This window comes from Paenimyroides ceti (assembly GCF_030409925.1).
Map to the genome: position 1 here is coordinate 2790959 of NZ_JAUFQU010000001.1, position 17761 is coordinate 2808719.

At 37.2% G+C, this 17761-nt stretch carries 17 protein-coding genes and 1 tRNA gene; 4 read left to right on the forward strand and 14 right to left on the reverse strand.

All coding sequences use genetic code 11. The features are described 5' to 3' along the window. Positions 1-237: 237 nt before the first annotated feature. The 6 genes from QW060_RS13900 to QW060_RS13925 all read right to left on the reverse strand — a co-directional run bounded on the left by QW060_RS13900 (position 238) and on the right by QW060_RS13925 (position 5660). On the reverse strand, positions 238-657 hold the full coding sequence (locus tag QW060_RS13900; RefSeq protein ID WP_290364080.1) for a hypothetical protein: 420 nt from the start codon (positions 655-657) through the stop codon (positions 238-240). Positions 658-730: 73 nt separating this feature from the next. Beyond that, the gene (gene amaB, locus QW060_RS13905) at positions 731-2275 is read right to left on the reverse strand and encodes an L-piperidine-6-carboxylate dehydrogenase (RefSeq protein ID WP_290364081.1); all 1545 of its coding nucleotides are present in this window, start codon (positions 2273-2275) and stop codon (positions 731-733) included. Between the two features lie 65 nt (positions 2276-2340). Continuing rightward, entirely contained in the window at positions 2341-2874 is a 534-nt protein-coding gene (locus QW060_RS13910) for a 3-hydroxyanthranilate 3,4-dioxygenase (protein ID WP_290364082.1), read from the reverse strand. Positions 2875-2886: 12 nt separating this feature from the next. Beyond that, positions 2887-4152 carry a murein hydrolase activator EnvC family protein gene (locus QW060_RS13915; RefSeq protein ID WP_290364083.1) on the reverse strand — a complete coding sequence of 422 codons (1266 nt, stop codon included), beginning with the start codon at positions 4150-4152 and terminating at the stop codon, positions 2887-2889. Positions 4153-4172: 20 nt separating this feature from the next. Next, positions 4173-4976 (reverse strand): DUF4292 domain-containing protein, encoded by an 804-nt coding sequence (locus QW060_RS13920; RefSeq protein WP_290364084.1) that lies wholly within the window; start codon positions 4974-4976, stop codon positions 4173-4175. Positions 4977-5108: 132 nt separating this feature from the next. Next, positions 5109-5660, reverse strand: coding sequence for a CvpA family protein (locus QW060_RS13925; protein ID WP_290364085.1), 552 nt, complete (start codon positions 5658-5660; stop codon positions 5109-5111). A gap of 79 nt (positions 5661-5739) precedes the next feature. Between QW060_RS13925 and QW060_RS13930 the strand changes: the two genes are divergently transcribed. Then, entirely contained in the window at positions 5740-6093 is a 354-nt protein-coding gene (locus QW060_RS13930; RefSeq protein ID WP_290364768.1) for a hypothetical protein, read from the forward strand. 67 nt (positions 6094-6160) lie between these two features. Next, positions 6161-7180 carry a phenylalanine--tRNA ligase subunit alpha gene (gene pheS / locus QW060_RS13935; RefSeq protein WP_290364086.1) on the forward strand — a complete coding sequence of 340 codons (1020 nt, stop codon included), beginning with the start codon at positions 6161-6163 and terminating at the stop codon, positions 7178-7180. Between the two features lie 87 nt (positions 7181-7267). On the opposite strand, the gene QW060_RS13940 is transcribed toward pheS, so the two are convergent. The 6 genes from QW060_RS13940 to pdhA form a co-directional block, all read right to left on the reverse strand. Beyond that, on the reverse strand, positions 7268-8332 hold the full coding sequence (locus QW060_RS13940) for a mannose-1-phosphate guanylyltransferase (RefSeq protein ID WP_290364087.1): 1065 nt from the start codon (positions 8330-8332) through the stop codon (positions 7268-7270). Positions 8333-8337: 5 nt separating this feature from the next. Next, complete coding sequence (locus QW060_RS13945) at positions 8338-8940, reverse strand: SprT-like domain-containing protein (protein WP_290364088.1); 603 nt, start codon at positions 8938-8940, stop codon at positions 8338-8340. Between the two features lie 2 nt (positions 8941-8942). Continuing rightward, positions 8943-9620, reverse strand: coding sequence for an SDR family NAD(P)-dependent oxidoreductase (locus QW060_RS13950; protein WP_290364089.1), 678 nt, complete (start codon positions 9618-9620; stop codon positions 8943-8945). Then, positions 9617-10561, reverse strand: coding sequence for a M28 family peptidase (locus QW060_RS13955; protein WP_290364090.1), 945 nt, complete (start codon positions 10559-10561; stop codon positions 9617-9619). The genes QW060_RS13950 and QW060_RS13955 overlap by 4 nt, the downstream gene beginning before the upstream one ends. 81 nt (positions 10562-10642) lie before the next feature. Beyond that, positions 10643-12322, reverse strand: a complete 1680-nt coding sequence (locus QW060_RS13960; protein WP_290364091.1) for a pyruvate dehydrogenase complex dihydrolipoamide acetyltransferase — start codon at positions 12320-12322, stop codon at positions 10643-10645. 3 nt (positions 12323-12325) lie between these two features. Beyond that, positions 12326-13324 (reverse strand): pyruvate dehydrogenase (acetyl-transferring) E1 component subunit alpha, encoded by a 999-nt coding sequence (pdhA, locus tag QW060_RS13965; RefSeq protein WP_290364092.1) that lies wholly within the window; start codon positions 13322-13324, stop codon positions 12326-12328. 630 nt (positions 13325-13954) lie between these two features. On the opposite strand from pdhA, the gene QW060_RS13970 reads away from it, so the two are divergent. Beyond that, entirely contained in the window at positions 13955-14389 is a 435-nt protein-coding gene (locus QW060_RS13970) for a hypothetical protein (RefSeq protein WP_290364093.1), read from the forward strand. Between the two features lie 94 nt (positions 14390-14483). Here the strand turns inward: QW060_RS13970 and QW060_RS13975 are convergent. Continuing rightward, positions 14484-14565, reverse strand: a tRNA-Leu gene (locus QW060_RS13975). A 132-nt stretch (positions 14566-14697) separates the two neighbouring features. On the opposite strand from QW060_RS13975, the gene QW060_RS13980 reads away from it, so the two are divergent. Further along, positions 14698-16086, forward strand: coding sequence for a dipeptidase (locus QW060_RS13980; RefSeq protein ID WP_290364094.1), 1389 nt, complete (start codon positions 14698-14700; stop codon positions 16084-16086). Between the two features lie 52 nt (positions 16087-16138). Here the strand turns inward: QW060_RS13980 and pckA are convergent, their stop codons facing one another. Next, entirely contained in the window at positions 16139-17752 is a 1614-nt protein-coding gene (gene pckA / locus QW060_RS13985) for a phosphoenolpyruvate carboxykinase (ATP) (protein WP_290364095.1), read from the reverse strand. Positions 17753-17761 lie beyond the last annotated feature (9 nt).

The following is a 17761-nucleotide window of genomic DNA, read 5'->3' on the forward strand; positions in this document are numbered from 1 at the left end:
TCTATAATATCAATGGCGCAGTAAGTTTGCTACACCTGACATCCAAAGATAAGCATTTCAGATATTTCAGTACTGCTTTACATTTTGTGAATGGTAACATCCCGAATATAAGTGGCTCACAGAACACTTTTTTGTACACCCTTATTTTTATGAAAACGTAAAACTCTTGTTTATGCAGATAAAAAAGCCCCGAACAGTAAACTATTCGGGGCTTTTATTTTTATTTAGGTTAAGGAACTATTCCTGAGAAACATATTTCTCCATTATTCCCTGCAATTCCAAAGAAAATTCTTCGTTAACTTTTCCAAGTTCATCATTGAATTGCTGTCCGTTTTCAATTTCCGGAAGGTTTAATTGTCTGGTTGTTTCTATATCTTTCATAGAACCTTTAAACTGTTCTAATGTATAGTATTTACCAATAACCTTTGTTGATTTGTCGATTAGGTTGTTTACAGAAGAATCAAATTCTTTGGTAAAATCTGCCTTTTTATCATCAGCAACCGCCGCTAATAACTGACCTTTTATACCATCAACCTGTCCTTTCATTCCTGAAACTTCCAAAAACTTGATCACTTCTCCCTTCATGGCATCACCGGTTTGTGCCATTCCTATTTGCGAAATCAATACAAACGCAAATAACATTACTAACTTTTTCATCTAATTTTTTTAATATTGAAAAGGGAAATTACCCATTTTCTATTTATTTTTTAAATAAAAAATGTTAATTTTTTTAGAAATCAAACTTAATACCCTGAGCTAAAGGAAGTTCTGTTCCGTAATTAATGGTATTGGTTTGTCTTCTCATGTAAGCTCTCCAGGCATCTGATCCGGACTCACGTCCACCACCTGTTTCTTTTTCACCACCAAAAGCACCACCAATTTCAGCTCCTGAAGTACCGATATTGACGTTGGCAATACCACAATCTGAACCTGCCTGAGACAAGAATAATTCCATTTCTCTTACATTATTAGTAAAGATAGAAGAAGACAATCCTTGCGGAACTCCATTCTGAATTTCTATTGCTTCTTCGATTGTACTGTATTTTAATACATACAAGATTGGTGCAAACGTTTCTTCCTGTACAATTTCAAATTCGTTTTTAGCTTCAATGATACATGGTTTTACATAACAACCGCTTTCGTATCCTTCTCCTTCCAATACACCACCTTCAACAATGATGTTTCCTCCTTCTTTTTTAGCTTTTTCTATTGCATTTAAATAATCCTGTACTGCTTTTGTATCAATCAGCGGACCTACGTGATTATTGGCATCCAATGGATTTCCAATTTTTAATTGCGCATACGCACTTTTTAACGTAGCGATTGTTTTATCGTAAACACTTTCGTGTACAATTAATCTTCTTGTAGAAGTACAACGTTGTCCTGCTGTACCTACAGCTCCGAACACCGCTCCTACTAATACCATACTCAAATCTGCATGTTCTGAAACGATAATAGCATTATTTCCTCCCAATTCAAGAATGGTATTTCCAAAACGCTCAGCTACTGTTTTTGATACGTGACGTCCGATTCTTGTAGATCCTGTAAAAGAAACCAAAGGCATGCGTTTGTCGTTATTGATCAAATCACCTGAAGCATTTCCTGTAACAATACAGCTCACTCCTTCAGGAATATCATTTTTCTTGAATACTTCGTTGATGATGTTCTGGCAGGCAACTGCACAGATAGGTGTTTTTGAACTTGGTTTCCATACTGCAACGTCTCCACAAACCCATGCAAGCATAGAGTTCCATGACCATACAGCAACAGGGAAGTTAAATGCAGAAATGATTCCTACTACTCCAAGTGGGTGGTATTGTTCATACATTCTGTGCTGAGGACGCTCTGAATGCATAGTATATCCGTATAATTGTCTTGATAAACCAACTGCAAAGTCACAGATATCGATCATTTCCTGAACTTCTCCCAAACCTTCCTGAAGACTTTTTCCCATTTCATAAGAAACCAGTTTTCCTAAAGCATCTTTCTTTTCGCGTAAAGCATCTCCAATCTGTCTTACGATCTCTCCTCTTTTTGGAGCAGGAACCATACGCCATGTTTTGAAAGCTTCTGTTGCTTTTGAAACCACAGCTTCGTAATCTTCTTTAGTAGATGATTTTACTTTTGCGATAAGTTTACCTGTAGCCGGTGAATATGACTCTATGATATCTCCATTTGAAAACCAATTATTTCCTGTTGAAGTTCCTTCATTAACTTCCTGGATTCCAAGTTGTTTTAATGCTTCTTCTATTCCGAAAGAATCTTGATGTGACATTCTAAATGTGTTTAATGTTTATTATCTGCTAAGATACAAATATTTAGAAAATCACAAAGCAAAGTTTATTTTACGAATCTTTCATCAGTGGGCATCATTTCACCACAGTTTTTACAGGTTCTTAACGCTTCTGACTGATAAAAATGTTTAAAATGAGGAAGAAAATCTTCTTCTATGTCGTTTAGTACAAAATAGACTTCATGCAGTTTTTCATTACAATGCTCACAGTACCATATCAGCCCGTCTTTTGCTCCGGCCTCTTTTCTTTTGTTTTCTACCACAAGACCGATGGAACCTGCTGTACGAATTGGTGAATGATGCATTTTTGCAGGCAGTAAAAACATATCTCCGGGTCCTAAAGTAAGTACTTCTTTTTTGCCCTCATGCTGAACGGCAATCTGTATAGTACCTTCCAACTGATAAAAAAGTTCTTCGGATTCATTGTAATGGTAGTCTTTTCGCGCATTAGGCCCTCCGACAATCATTACGATATAATCTTCCGAATCTACATATAGATTTTTATTGGCAACAGGTGGCTGCAATAAATGTCTGTTTTCTTCTACCCACTTTTGCAGGTTAAATGGTTTTTTTAATTCCATACCTTAGTGTTTTTATCTACCGCTTAACCATGATTGCGGATTATTGTATGTTGAATTTTGTGTCAATACAAATTTCAGAATGGCTACTCCTTCGGTATTTGTAGCTACCGTTCCTATTATTTGTTTGGTTGAGACTTTTTGTCCTTTGCTGACCGATACAGAACTCAGATTCTGATATACGGTTATATACTCACCGTGTCTCACGAATACGGCACGTGTTCCACCAATGATTTGTATGTTCATTACTTCACCTTCAAATACTGATCGTACGCTGGCTCCTTTTTCCGTTGTTATTTCAACTCCACTATTGTGAATGGTTAAACTGGCATGTACCGGGTGCGGCTGATCTCCGTATTTCAGAGAAATATATCCTTTTTCTACCGGCCACGGCAATCTTCCCTGATTGGCTCTGAAACTGTTTGCCAGTGTTTTTTCTTCCGGTGTCAACTCAAATTTAGACGAAGAGGTACTTGTTGTTGATTTACTAACTGCCTGCCCTTTCGCTTTTGCTTCTCTTTCTGCTTTTTCACGTGCTTTTCTGTTTGCCTCTTCAATGGCTTTCTGAATCACCGCTTTGATTTCACGATCTATTTTTTTAGTTTCTTCCTGCTTTTTACGGATCTGATCGTTGTATTTTTTCTGATCTTTCTTTACAAGACCCATCAGCACATTTTGTTCCTTCCGGTCTTCTTCCAGACTTTTACGGTTGGTTTCCTGTTCTGCGATAATGGCCTGCTGTTTTTTCTTCTGAATTTCCAGTTTGTTGTTTAACTCAATTAGTTTTTCTGTTTTTTCACGAATTTCATCACCCTGCGTTTTTCTGAATTTGGCATATTGCTTCATATATTGCATGCGCTTATAGGCCTGAAGAAAACTGTTTGAAGACAAAACAAAAAGTATTCTGCTTTGTTCTGAACGCGATTTATAGGTTTTTACAATGGTTTTTGCATAATCCTCTTTTAGAATTTTCAATTCTCTGTTGAGTTTATTTGTTGCCAGTGTATTGACATAGATATCGTTGGAGATGACCTTGCTCTGCTTTTGTGAATTGGAGATGAGCTCTGTGGTAAGTTTTATCTTTTTATTTTGTGCCGTAATTTCATTGAGAATATTGCGCTCTTTCTTTTTCTCGCTGTTCAGCAATGATCGTACTTCCGATATTTCTTTTAAAATCTGTGCTTTACGCTGTTCAAGCTTCTGCTGTTGCGCTTCATAATCCTGAGCGTGAATATGTGTAAAAGAAAAAAATAATATGAATAGGAATAAAATGCGTTGCATTGCTGTGATGTTTGTCTTATTTAGTTAAACTGGATCGATTTATAGTTTTCAGGAATTCTGTATGGAAATGACAATGCCGGATTTACGGTTATTTTGTTATAGCTTACTTTAAAATTGTTGTCTCCCTTTTGAATGGCTTTGATAAGAATATCTTTAGGCAGTTCTATTCCGTCAACTTTCTGATATCCGCTGTAATCTATTACTAATTTATTGGTACTGTTTTTCTGAGAAATATTCATCTGCTTAAGCTGCATCAGCCCGTTCAAAAGATAAATCATTTCAAAATTAGGTTTATCGTCTTCTAATTTATACAGTTTATTTTCTACTTTGAAACTAAGCTGTTTTTCCTTTAAATTGAAAAGTGCATTTCCTATGAGCAAATTTTCTATTTTTTCGTAATCCAATTTTGTTCCCAAATAAGTACTCAAAAATTCAAAATCGCCGTCATAATATGTATTATTAACCGTCTCATAATAGCTCACTCTATCAGGAGTAATCAAAAGACGGGCTCCGGTAATACCCAGTTTCTTCAGCGTAATCAATATTTGTCTGCCTCTTTCTATACGGATATCTGCATTCAGCGACATTGGTAATACATTGGCTTCCAGCTCACCGTTGATCTGAAGAGTTTTAAAATCTTTATTGATGGCATAATGACCGTCAACAATTTTAAGGTATGCCGCTTCAAAAGTTTTAGAAGATTCAGTAACAGATTTGTCCGCTTCTTCTGATACAGAAGCCGGAGGCATGTCTACCATTCCTTTTTTAGACTTACAGGAATATGACAGAATAATCAACAAAAATAATAAAAGTGCTCTTTTCATAACTTATATAATACAAATGTATAAGTTATCTACAAACCGCAGACCATTTTTTTTGAAAATTATAAAAACCATCTGTATTGTTTAAGAACTGTAATTGATTGTTTTATGTTTTTGTATCAGATATTTCACGGATTATTCCGAAACCGATTGCTTTTGCTTAAAATCCTGTACCTCTTTTCCAGTTTTTTCGAGAGCTATTTTATACCACTCTTCCATTAACGGAAATATTTTTTTTGACGTACTTTCTATGGGGATATAAAACAGGGATTGGGAGAGGGTATCTTCCGACACTAATAAATTATTGAAATTGAGTTTCTGGAAAATATTAAAGACAACACTGATGATCAGAATCATTTTCAATCCTTCAAAGACAGCTCCGGCCAGGCGATTGACACCTCCCAGTGCCAGTGTTTTGATTACTCTGGTCAAAACTTTTCCCAATTGATGAATCAGTATTAAAACACCTAAAAAGGTAAGCACAAAAGCAACCAATGTCACCATATTTGCATTCCATTGGGTGGCTTTCAATATATAGTCTCTGAGTAAAAATGAAAATTTCAGTGCAATGAAAATCCCTGCCACCAAAGAAACCAGTGAAATAAGAGAAATAACTATTCCGTTTTTAAAGCCTTTGTAGAGTGAATATCCTAAAAGACATGCAATAATAATATCGATAATGTACATACGCAATGAAAAAGCAAAGATATAAATTACTTACAGTTTTTAATTTTTGAATGTATCTTTGCAGAAAGGAAAAAAATATATGGCAAGAGATGAAGTATTAAAAAAGCGTTGGGATGTATTGGTCGATAAACTATCCAAACAATTTGCCGACGGCGAAATTCTTGATTTAGACGCTATTATTTATCTGATAGGAGTACAGGAATTAGGAAAAGTAAAAAAGTTCAAGAAAGACGATAAGATCAATCTGATGCATATTGCTATCTGCCGTTTGCTGGAGCCTTACGGCTATTACGAGTTTTCGCATGTAGATAAAGATGGCTGGCCTCATTATGAAATAAAAGAGAGTTTGCCTCCGTTAAAAGCAGGTGAACAGTCTGTTTTAATGAAAGAAGCGATTGTTTCATATTTTGTAGCAACCGAATATATTAACTAAAAAAGGAAATAGCATTTTTTGTCTAAAACAAATAATGTAACTTTGCCCTATCCATGCAGATAAAAAAATGATCGATAAAATAAAAGAATTAATCAGCGAAGCTGAGGCATTCAAAGCGGAGAACAAGGATGCCTTAGAGGCATACAGAATAAAATTTGCCTCAAAAAAAGGAATTTTAAACGATTTGTTTTCAGAGTTTAAAAATGTTCCTGCGGAAGCAAAAAAAGACTATGGTCAGGCAATCAATGCGTTGAAGACTATTGTTGAAGAAAAAATCAGAAGTACACAGGAAGCGTTTGAATCCAATGAGGAAACAAAAAGTTTTTATGGGGATCTTACACGTCCTGGAACTCCGATTGAACTTGGTGCCCGTCACCCTATTTCGTTGGTAAAAAATCAGGTAATCAATATTTTTTCCAATATCGGTTTTAATGTTTCAGAAGGACCGGAAATTGAAGATGACTGGCATAATTTTGAGGCGCTTAATTTCCCTGAACATCACCCGGCACGTGACATGCAAGATACTTTTTTTGTACAAACAAATCCGGAAATGTTGCTGCGTACTCATACCTCATCTGTACAAACACGTTATATGGAGAACAATAAACCTCCAATCCGTACTATTTCTCCGGGAAGGGTTTACAGAAATGAGGCTATTTCTGCCCGTTCACACTGTATCTTCCATCAGGTAGAAGGTTTGTATATTGATAAGGATGTTTCTTTTGCAGATTTAAAACAAACGTTGCTTTATTTTACAAAAGAAATGTTCGGAAAATCAAAAATCCGTTTGCGTCCGTCTTATTTTCCGTTTACAGAACCGAGTGCAGAGCTTGATGTTTACTGGGGACTAAAAACAGAAACGGATTACAGAATTACTAAAGGTACCGGTTGGTTAGAGATTATGGGATGTGGTATGGTAGATCCGAATGTATTGAAGGCATCCAATATTGATCCGACCAAATACAGCGGTTTTGCTTTTGGAATGGGTATCGAACGTATGGCGATGTTGCTGTATCAGATTGGAGATATCCGTATGTTTTATGAAAACGATGTGCGTTTTCTTGAACAGTTCAAATCGAATTTCTAAAAAGAACCTTCTAAGTTCTTATAATATGATAAAAAAATAAGCCGGACAATTGTCCGACTTATTTTTTATCTACCCTTTCAAGTAACTTTATTTTTTTTCATTCATTTTTGCTACCACTGTTTTGATATCCTGTTCTTTCTTTTTCGGATAGATCAGCAATACATCTTTTTTATCTACAATGATATAATCACAAAGTCCGTCAATTACTACTTTCTTTCCCTGATCGGTACGTACAATATTATTGGTCGCATTTTCCAGAAAAACATTAGCGTTGACAACGGCATTTTCATTTTCATCTTTAGGCAGTTTATCATAGAGAGAACCCCATGTTCCAAGATCATTCCAATCAAAGGTTGCCGGCAATACAAATACGTTTTCGGCTTTTTCCATAACAGCATAATCAATGGATATGTTTTCTGCTCTGTAATAGGTCTGATCAATGAATTGTTTTTCTTCCTTTGTGTTGAAAGCAGGTTCTCCTGCTTCAAATAACTCATACATTTCGGGTTGAAAATCTTTAAATGCTTTTAGTATGGTTGCTACACTCCAGATAAAAATACCTGAATTCCATAAGAAGTTCCGTTTCTGTATGAATTTTTTAGCCGTTATATAATCCGGCTTTTCTCTAAACTGTACTACTTTTTTTATCGGATTGGTATCCAATCGGTCATATTCGATATAACCATAACCCGTATTCGGAAAAGTCGGTAATATCCCCAGCGTCATCAGCACACGTTCTTTTTCACAGGCATCAAATGCTTTCTGAAGATTGGCTACAAACTGTACTTCATCTTCAATCCAGTGATCACTTGGCGCTACAATCATTAAGGCATCCGGATTTTTCTTTTTTACTTTCATGGAAGCATACAGAATGCATGGAGCCGTATTACGCATTTCAGGTTCCAGAATGATCTGTTCTTCTGTAAGCTCCGGAAGCTGTTCTAATAAAAGATCACGGTATTTCTCATGAGATAAGATCAATATGTTCTCTTTTGGAATGAGCTGGCTTAGTCTGTCAAAGGTTTTTTGAATCAATGTTTCTCCGGTGCCCAACATATCGTGGAACTGTTTAGGAAACTCCGGTGTGCTTACAGGCCAGAAGCGCGATCCTACTCCACCAGCCATCAATATTGCGTAATAGTTTTTATTCATTTTTTTTAATCAACTTTTAATAGTTCGACTTCCGCATTGGGTTTAAACAGATATATTTTACCTGTTTTTACTTCTGTGCATTCAAATCGTTTGACGCGCAAAGCGCCCTTTTTAAATATTTTTCCGTTGTAAATTCTAAAATAACTCCCCAAAGGTAAATCATTCATAAATATTTGCTCAGTAGGTTCGTCAAAACTTTTTAAAATCATAGACAATCGGGCATCTGTATCGCTGCTCGCTGTCGGATTCTGAAAATGAGCCGCCACTACCGGAAGTACTTTTTCAGGAAAGATATACGTGTTTATAAACGGCAGCATGAGCAGCCGAAAAGTTTGTTTCCACTCTATCCCATGCGGCTTTATTCTGTTTCCGAATTTCTGAAAAGCAACCAGATGGGCTATTTCATGAATAAGGGTGATCAAAAATCTGTATTTGTTCAGATTGGCATTTACTGTGATCTGATGCCTTCCATCGGGATTTCTGCGGTAATCGCCATGACGCGTTACACGCTCATTGACAATTTTGAGATGTACCCTATAGTTTTTTATGAGTTCAAATACCGGAGCTACTGCATGTTCGGGAATATATCGTATTAAAATTTCTTCCAATATTACGGTGTTGAAGATGAGACCTGTAAAATTTTACCATTGAAATAGGCATTTCCCGTAAGGGCAAAGTTCACGATATAATCTGCCATTCCCTGTGGGTTGATTGGTGCCTGATATCCCGGAAAAGCTTCTTCCAGCATTTCTGTCTGCACAGCACCCAATGCCAATACGTTGAAAGCAACTCCCTGTTCTTTGTATTCTTCTGCCAGCAGTTCAGATAAGGTAATTACCGCTCCCTTGCTTGAACTATAAGCGGCAAGACCCGGGAATTTTAAACTGCCCTGAATCCCTCCCATACTGCTGATGGTGACCACATGCGAATGTGCAGGCATGAATGGCAATACCAAACGGTTTAAAGCGGCTACTCCAAATACATTTACTTTATAGACATATTCAAATTCTTCTGAAGACAAATCTTTAAAGGGTTTGTTGACAATGGCACCCGCATTATGAATGAGAATGTCAACGTGTTTCCATCGCTGTATTATAGCCTCTCTTACCTTTTCCAGATCATGTGTATCTGACAGATCTGTACTGATATGGATAACGTTGGCAAGAGCGGTTAGCTCCGGATTTGTTTTTCTTGATACAGCCAGAATCTGATGTCCTTCAGCCGCCAGTTTTTTCACCAGTTCTAAACCGATTCCTCTGCTGGTTCCGGTGATTATTATGTTTTTCATTCGTTTTTTAATTTTATTTCCTGTGTATCTGCATTGATCATCTGAGTTACCACAGGCAGTAATTTATTTGTTAAGTCCGTCATGTGTTTTGTGTCCATCAATTCAAACTCATCTTTTACATGATGGTAATACTCAAAGTTTTTAAAATCGAAAGTACAAATGGTTTGCGAAGGCACATTAAAGGTTACATAAAACGGAAAGTTATCCGATGCCATAAACAGGCGATACTGCAATTCGTCCGGTAAAAAGCCTACGAATGACGGATCTTTAGCATAACGGTTTAATTTCTCTGCCATGTTTGATTTTTTAAAACCGGTGATAAAGGTTTGAAAATCTCTTTTCATAGGCACACCTACCATCTCAAAATTCAACATGGTATATAAATTGAAATTTTGTTCTTTCAGTTTCTCTGCCAGATGACGTGAACCTAACAGTCCTTTTTCCTCTGCAGAAAAATAAACGATGAGTACACTTCTTTTATTGTTGTTGGCTGTTACCAGATATTTAGCGATTTCAGATACCATGGTCGTACCTGATGCATTGTCATTAGCGCCGTTGGCAATATCATCTCCTGCTACAGCTGCAATTCTTCCAATATGATCGTAGTGCGCCCCTATGATGACAAACTCGTTTTTTAATACCGGATCTTTTCCTTCTATATATCCTACAATGTTATAGGCCGTAGGCGTAAAATTAGACAAGGTATCTCTATAACTTGCGAAATAAGGTTTAATTCCGTTTTCTTTGAATTGGTTTTCCAGATAATCAGCAGCCAAAGCAATGCCTGCTGATCCTGAATCTCTTCCTTCCAATTCATCAGAAGTAAGGTATGCGAGGGTTTCAATAACATTCTTTTGGTCAACCTGATAATCGGTATTTGCCAGTTGTGGCGACTTGCAACCAACTGCCGCAAGGGCTAAGAAAAACAGTATTTTTTTCATATCTGTGAAGTTTTAAACAAAAATAATAAAAAAACCCGTTTTGAAGTTCCAAAACGGGTTTTAATAGATGACATATGGTGTTTATGCAAGCATCGTCACCGGATTTTCAATATAATTTCTCAACGTTTGCAGGAATTCAGCTCCCGTAGCTCCGTCTACTGTTCTGTGATCGCATGCCAACGTTACTTTCATGGTGTTACCTACCACAATTGCACCGTTTTTAACAACGGGTTTTTCTATGATAGCTCCTACTGAAAGTATCGCAGAATTCGGTTGGTTGATGATGGAAGTAAACTCTGTAATTCCGTACATTCCTAAGTTAGAAACGGTAAAAGTACTGCCTTCCATTTCTTTAGGCTGTAACTTTTTGTTTCTTGCTTTTGCTGCAAGGTCTTTTACCGAAGCCCCGATTTGCGTTAAGCTCATCTGATCTGTAAAAGGAACTACAGGAACTACCAATCCATCTTCCACAGCAACTGCTACTCCTATGTTGATGTGATGGTTGATTACGGTAACATCATCTTTCCACTGAGAGTTGACTCTCGGATGTTTTTTTAATGCCATCGCACATGCTTTTACCACCATATCGTTGAATGATACTTTGGTATCCGGCACTGTGTTGATGATTTTTCTGGATTCCATTGCGTTATCCATATTGATTTCAATCGTCAGGTAGTAATGTGGAGCCGTGAATTTTGATTCCGCCAAACGACGCGCAATGGTTTTACGCATTTGCGAATTTTTCACTTCTTCTGTCTGCATTTCTCCTGCCGGAACAAATGCTTTAACAGGAGCTTCTGCTGTTTTTTCCTGTGCCGGTTTTGCAGCCGCTGCAGCCGGAGTAAAGCTTTCTACATCGCTTTTTACAATACGTCCGTTTTCTCCAGAACCTTTTACCTGTGCGATGTCAATCCCTTTATCCTGTGCTATTTTTTTAGCCAAAGGCGAAGCAAAAATTCTGCCTGTACCTGATGTTGTATTTGCTGTATTCGTTGTAGTTGGAGATAATTCTACTACTACCGGTTTTTCATCTTCTTGCTCAGCTGCCTCTTTTGGTTTTTCAGTCGCTTTTGGTTTTGACGCCGTTTTACCGCCGTTTGCCACCACACCCGATACATCGGTTCCCTCAGGACCAATGATCGCCAAAACGCTGTCAACCGGTGCAGATTGACCTTCTTCAATACCAATATGAAGTAAGGTTCCGGAATAAAACGATTCAAACTCCATCGTTGCTTTGTCCGTTTCTATTTCCGCCAGAATATCACCTTCAGAAACTTTGTCTCCTACTTTTTTCAACCAGGTTGCAACGGTACCTTCTGTCATGGTATCGCTTAGACGCGGCATGGTAATAATGCTTACTCCTTCCGGCATTTCCGCCGTTTCTTCCTCAGCAGCTGTCGCTTCTTTTTTATTTTCTGAAGAAATTTCTTTTTCTTCTTTTTCTTCTTTTTTCGGAGTTTCCTTTTCTTCTTTAGCAGTTTCTTTTTTTGCGTCTCCGCTTAATAATCCTGCTATATCTTCTCCTTCTTCTCCAATGATTGCCAGAACACTGTCAACTGGTGCCGACTCACCTTCCTGAATTCCGATATGCAGCAGCACACCCGAATAGAAAGATTCAAACTCCATAGTAGCTTTATCTGTTTCAATCTCTGCCAGTATATCTCCTTCAGAAATTTTATCGCCCACTTTTTTCAACCAGGTCGCAACGGTACCTTCTGTCATGGTATCGCTTAGACGCGGCATTGTTATAATTTCTGCCATAGCTTATAATTTATGTGATAAAAATGGATAATCTTTTTGGTCATACACCACATCATACATCACGTTTTTCTCCGGATATGGCGATTCTTCTGCAAATTTCTCACATTCCGATACCAAATCTTTTACGCGTTGGTCAATGGTTTCGATTTCCTCTTCCGTTGCCCAGTTGTTTTCCTTGATTACATCAAGCACCTGCGTAATCGGATCTATTTTTTTGTATTCTTCTACTTCTTCTTTGGTACGGTAATGCTGTGCATCAGACATGGAATGTCCTCTGTATCGGTAAGTTTTGATTTCCAAAAACGTTGGTCCGTCTCCACGACGTGCTCTTTCCATTGCATCGTACATGGCTTCGGCTACTTTTACCGGATTCATACCATCTACGGCATAACTCGGCATTTCGTATCCCAATCCCAATTTCCAGATATCGGTATGGTTGGCTGTTCTTTCTACTGAAGTTCCCATTGCATATCCGTTGTTTTCACAAATGAATACTACCGGAAGCTTCCACAACATCGCCATATTAAACGCTTCATGCAACGATCCCTGGCGTGCCGCTCCGTCTCCAAAATAGGTCAATGAAACACCACCTGTACCCAAGTACTGCTCTGCAAAAGCCATACCTGCTCCTACCGGAATCTGTGCTCCTACAATACCGTGTCCGCCATAAAAACCGTGTTCTTTAGAAAAAATATGCATAGAACCTCCCAAACCTTGAGAAGTACCCGTACCTTTTCCTAAAAGCTCTGCCATAATACGTCTCGGATCAACTCCCATACCAATTGGCTGAACGTGGTTTCGGTATGCCGTAATCATTTTGTCTTTTGATAAGTCCATTACGTGCAATGCACCCGCTAATACAGCTTCCTGACCATTATACAAATGCAGAAAACCTCTCACTTTTTGCTGAATATATAAAGCGGCTAATTTATCTTCAAATTTTCTCCAAAACAGCATGTCTTCATACCATTTTAGATATACTTCTTTTGTTATTTCTTTCATAAATAAACTTATCTATTTTTAAAAGATCAAAATAAAATTTAATCTTTTTTAGGATTGTAGCAAAAATAAGACATCGCTATAAAACTAAAAAATAATTTCTATGAATTTTATTTTAATTGTGATTTTAAAAGATAGAGAGCTAACGACAATGTATGCATCTATAACCAATAATACTCATCAGAACTCGAGAGCAAGGTTTAGTTGACAGAAATATTATTACGATTATGCTCTCAAATTTAAAAGAAAAATAAGACGAGGATATGACTAAAAGTCTAATCAAATCAAAGTGAGCAATATTAGGAAACCGAAAAAGATCAAAATGACGGATTTTATTTTTTTATTCAAATTTATTTCTTATTATTGTTATTTATTAATAACATATTAAAAAACAAAGTTTTACAAATTAACTATAGTATCCTAACTGTAATTTACTGCTTCACTTTCAGCTAAACCTAATTGTCAGAAAATTCAAATTTATAGAACGCGGTAAATAGTATTAAGCCTATACATTTCACTCTATTAAATACAATAAGCAACTATTATAACACATACAGGATGAATTTTCCACACCATTAAAACTTGAAGACACTATTATAATAATTCAAAAAACCATACACCATGAAAAATATATTGACCCTGTTTTTAATTTGCCTTTTACCGGCAATAGGTTTTTCCCAAGAAAAACAAAATGATCTTTTAAATGATAAAACGTACAAAAAATATGAGAAAAAAGCTTTAGAATTATATTCTTCAACAGCCTATAACGCCTACAGCGATTCGATGCATGACTTCTCAACAGGGTTGGGAAAAGCAGATTTTGATTTTGGTGATACTGACTTTAGAAAATGGCTGGATGTACATTTTGATAAAACAGACTTTAAGTCTAAAGAAGAAGCTGTTTTTTTGTATGAAAGATACCATGCTAGTGCAACAGAAGAACTTTTCAACAGAATAAGAGAGGTCAGTAATGATGGATATGCATTACGGCAGCAATATGGAGCAGAAGTTTTTGATGCTGCTTTTCAAGTCATTTTAAATAAAGCATTACAATCTAAAAAATTATAGTCAGGCAACATTAAAGTTCAGAAAGACTTTGAACTTGATCAGTAATCGTAAAAATAAAAAAACGCAATCTTTACAGATTGCGTTTTTTATGAAGTGCGGGTGATAGGACTCGAACCTACACACCTTGCGGCACCAGATCCTAAGTCTGGCGTGTCTACCAATTTCACCACACCCGCGGCGGCTATTCAGGGTTATTTTCCCTTTTTCGACGGTGCAAATATACAAACGGATTTTGAATCTGCAAGAAAAAAATATAATTTTTTTATAATTATATTTGTGTAACATTAATTTCATTATTCAAATCAACAATGGAACATATTAAGAAGTACGTTCACGAAAATAAGGAACGTTTTATAAATGAATTAGTTGACTTACTAAAACTTCCTTCTGTAAGTGCCGACAGTGCCTTTTCTCAAGATGTTTTAAATACAGCCGATAAAGTAAAATTTTTTTTAGAGCAAGCCGGATGCGATAAGGTTGAAATTTGCGAAACACCGGGTTACCCTATTGTTTATGCAGAAAAAATAATCGATCCTGCTCTGCCAACTGTGCTGGTGTACGGACATTATGATGTACAGCCTGCCGACCCGATTGATTTATGGGACTCTCCTCCTTTTGAGCCTGTGATTAAGAAAACAGCTCTCCACCCGGACGGTGCTATTTTTGCACGTGGTGCCTGCGATGACAAAGGCCAAATGTTTATGCACGTAAAAGCATTGGAACTTATGATGAAGACCAACACGCTTCCATGTAATGTGAAGTTTATGATTGAAGGAGAAGAAGAAGTAGGTTCCTCAAGCCTTTCCTGGTTTGTTCCAAGAAATAAAGAAAAACTCAAAAACGATGTGATTCTGATTTCCGATACAGGAATGATTTCTAACCAACAACCGTCTATCACAACAGGATTACGAGGGCTTAGTTATGTAGAAGTGGAAGTAACCGGACCTAACCGCGATCTGCATTCCGGTTTGTACGGAGGAGCAGTTGCGAATCCTATCAATATTTTATCTAAAATGATTGCTTCACTTCACGATGAAAATAATCATATTACGATTCCCGGTTTTTACGATAAGGTAGAAGAACTTTCTAAAGAAGAAAGAGCAGAAATGGCCAAACGTCCGTTTTCTCTTGATGAATATAAAAAAGCGCTGGATATAGATGATGTATATGGCGAAAGCGGATACGATACCAATGAACGCAATTCGATACGTCCTACACTTGATGTAAACGGTATCTGGGGAGGTTATACGGGTGAAGGTGCCAAAACGGTTATCGCTTCTAAAGCATTTGCCAAAATATCCATGCGTCTGGTTCCGAATCAGGATTGGAAAGAGATTACAGATTTATTTCAAAAGCACTTTGAAAATATTGCTCCTAAATCCGTAAAAGTAGTGGTTAAACCACATCACGGAGGTCAGGGATATGTAACACCGATTGATTCTATCGGTTATCAGGCGGCATCGAAAGCTTATACAGACACTTTTGGCGCTACCCCTATTCCGGTTCGATCAGGCGGCAGTATCCCTATTGTAGCTTTATTTGAAGAGGAATTAAAGTCTAAAACGATTATGATGGGCTTTGGCCTTGATTCGGATGCTATCCACTCTCCAAACGAACATTTTGGCGTGTTTAACTATCTGAAGGGTATTGAAACCATTCCTTTGTTTTATAAATACTTTACAGAATTATCCAAATAAAAAAAATCCACTCAAATGAGTGGATTTTTTTTACCTGTCTTTTGACAATATTTTATAACTGAGGTCCGGCAGCAACTAATGCTTTCCCTTCTGCATTATCAGTGTACTGATCAAAATTTTTGATGAACAAAGCTGCCAGATCTTTGGCTTTTGTTTCCCACTCTGAAGCCTCTGCATAGGTATTTCTCGGATCCAGAATTTCTGAATGTACATTTTCTAATTCAGTAGGAACTACTAAATTGAAAACAGGAATTACAGCAGTAGGTGCATTTTCGATAGAACCGTCCAGAATACGATCGATGATCGCTCTCGTATCTTTGATAGAAATACGCTTACCTGTTCCGTTCCATCCTGTATTTACCATATAGGCTGTAGCATTGTGCTCTTCCATCTTTTTCACTAATTCTTCTCCGTATTTTGTTGGATGAAGCGATAAGAAGGCTTTACCGAAACAAGCTGAGAATGTTGGCTCAGGCTTGGTAACTCCTCTTTCGGTTCCCGCTAATTTTGCCGTGAATCCGGATAAGAAGAAGTATTTGGTTTGTTCCGGAGTCAACTTAGACACAGGCGGCATTACTCCAAATGCATCTGCCGTAAGGAAGATTACTTTTGTAGCATGTCCTGCTTTTGAAACCGGTTTTACGATATTATCGATATGGTATATCGGATATGATACACGGGTATTCTGAGTTACACTACCATCTGTGAAATCAATTTTTCCGTTTTCATCCAATGTTACGTTTTCCAATAAAGCATCTTTGCGAATAGCTCCGAAAATTTCCGGCTCGTGTTCTTTGCTCAGATCAATGGTTTTAGCATAACATCCTCCTTCAAAGTTGAAAACTCCGTCATTGTCCCATCCGTGCTCATCATCTCCGATTAATTCTCTCTTCGGATCGGTTGATAAGGTAGTTTTTCCTGTACCCGATAAACCAAAGAAGATCGCAACATCTCCGTCTTTTCCTTTGTTTGCTGAACAGTGCATGGAAGCAATTCCTTTTAATGGCAAATAGTAATTCATCATTGAAAAGAGTCCTTTTTTCATCTCACCGCCATACCAGGTTCCCCCGATAAGCTGTACACGCTCTGTAAGGTTAAAAGCGATATATACGTCTGAATTTAATCCGTGTGCTTTATAATCTGCAAAAGATGTTTTAGAAGCATTTATTACAACGAAATCCGGTTCTCCAAAGTTTTCCAACTCTTGCTCAGTAGGTCTGATAAACATATTTTTTACAAAATGTGCCTGCCATGCTACTTCCATTATAAAACGTACTTTTAAGCGGGTGTCTTCATTTGCTCCGCAAAAAGCATCCACTACATACAGTTTTTTTCCTGATAGTTCTTGTGTGGCATTTTGTTTCAATGCATTCCAGGTATCCTGAGAAATGGCTTTATTATCGTTGATTGCACTTTCTGAAGCCCACCATACTGTATTTTCAGTTACAGCATCTTTTACAATGTATTTATCTTTTGGTGAACGGCCGGTAAAGTCTCCGGTCATTACATTAACGGCACCAAGTTCTGAAATCTGACCTCTTTCGAATCCTTTTAAACTTGGGTCTGTTTCAGCCTCAAATAAATACTCATAAGAAGGGTTGTAAATAATTTCTTCAACATTCTTTATTCCGTATTTATCTAAAGATATTGTTTTTGAAACATTCATAATCTATAA

Coding starts and splice junctions, on each gene's coding strand:
- QW060_RS13900 (WP_290364080.1), bottom strand. CDS start 657: ATGAAAAAGTTAGTAATGTTATTTGCGTTTGTATTGATTTCGCAAATA.
- QW060_RS13960 (WP_290364091.1), bottom strand. CDS start 12,322: ATGGCAGAAATTATAACAATGCCGCGTCTAAGCGATACCATGACAGAA.
- QW060_RS13980 (WP_290364094.1), top strand. CDS start 14,698: ATGGAACATATTAAGAAGTACGTTCACGAAAATAAGGAACGTTTTATA.
- pdhA (WP_290364092.1), bottom strand. CDS start 13,324: ATGAAAGAAATAACAAAAGAAGTATATCTAAAATGGTATGAAGACATG.
- QW060_RS13910 (WP_290364082.1), bottom strand. CDS start 2,874: ATGGAATTAAAAAAACCATTTAACCTGCAAAAGTGGGTAGAAGAAAAC.
- QW060_RS13955 (WP_290364090.1), bottom strand. CDS start 10,561: ATGAAAAAAATACTGTTTTTCTTAGCCCTTGCGGCAGTTGGTTGCAAG.
- pheS (WP_290364086.1), top strand. CDS start 6,161: ATGATCGATAAAATAAAAGAATTAATCAGCGAAGCTGAGGCATTCAAA.
- amaB (WP_290364081.1), bottom strand. CDS start 2,275: ATGTCACATCAAGATTCTTTCGGAATAGAAGAAGCATTAAAACAACTT.
- QW060_RS13930 (WP_290364768.1), top strand. CDS start 5,740: ATGGCAAGAGATGAAGTATTAAAAAAGCGTTGGGATGTATTGGTCGAT.
- QW060_RS13925 (WP_290364085.1), bottom strand. CDS start 5,660: ATGTACATTATCGATATTATTATTGCATGTCTTTTAGGATATTCACTC.
- QW060_RS13950 (WP_290364089.1), bottom strand. CDS start 9,620: ATGAAAAACATAATAATCACCGGAACCAGCAGAGGAATCGGTTTAGAA.
- QW060_RS13920 (WP_290364084.1), bottom strand. CDS start 4,976: ATGAAAAGAGCACTTTTATTATTTTTGTTGATTATTCTGTCATATTCC.
- QW060_RS13940 (WP_290364087.1), bottom strand. CDS start 8,332: ATGAATAAAAACTATTACGCAATATTGATGGCTGGTGGAGTAGGATCG.
- QW060_RS13915 (WP_290364083.1), bottom strand. CDS start 4,152: ATGCAACGCATTTTATTCCTATTCATATTATTTTTTTCTTTTACACAT.
- pckA (WP_290364095.1), bottom strand. CDS start 17,752: ATGAATGTTTCAAAAACAATATCTTTAGATAAATACGGAATAAAGAAT.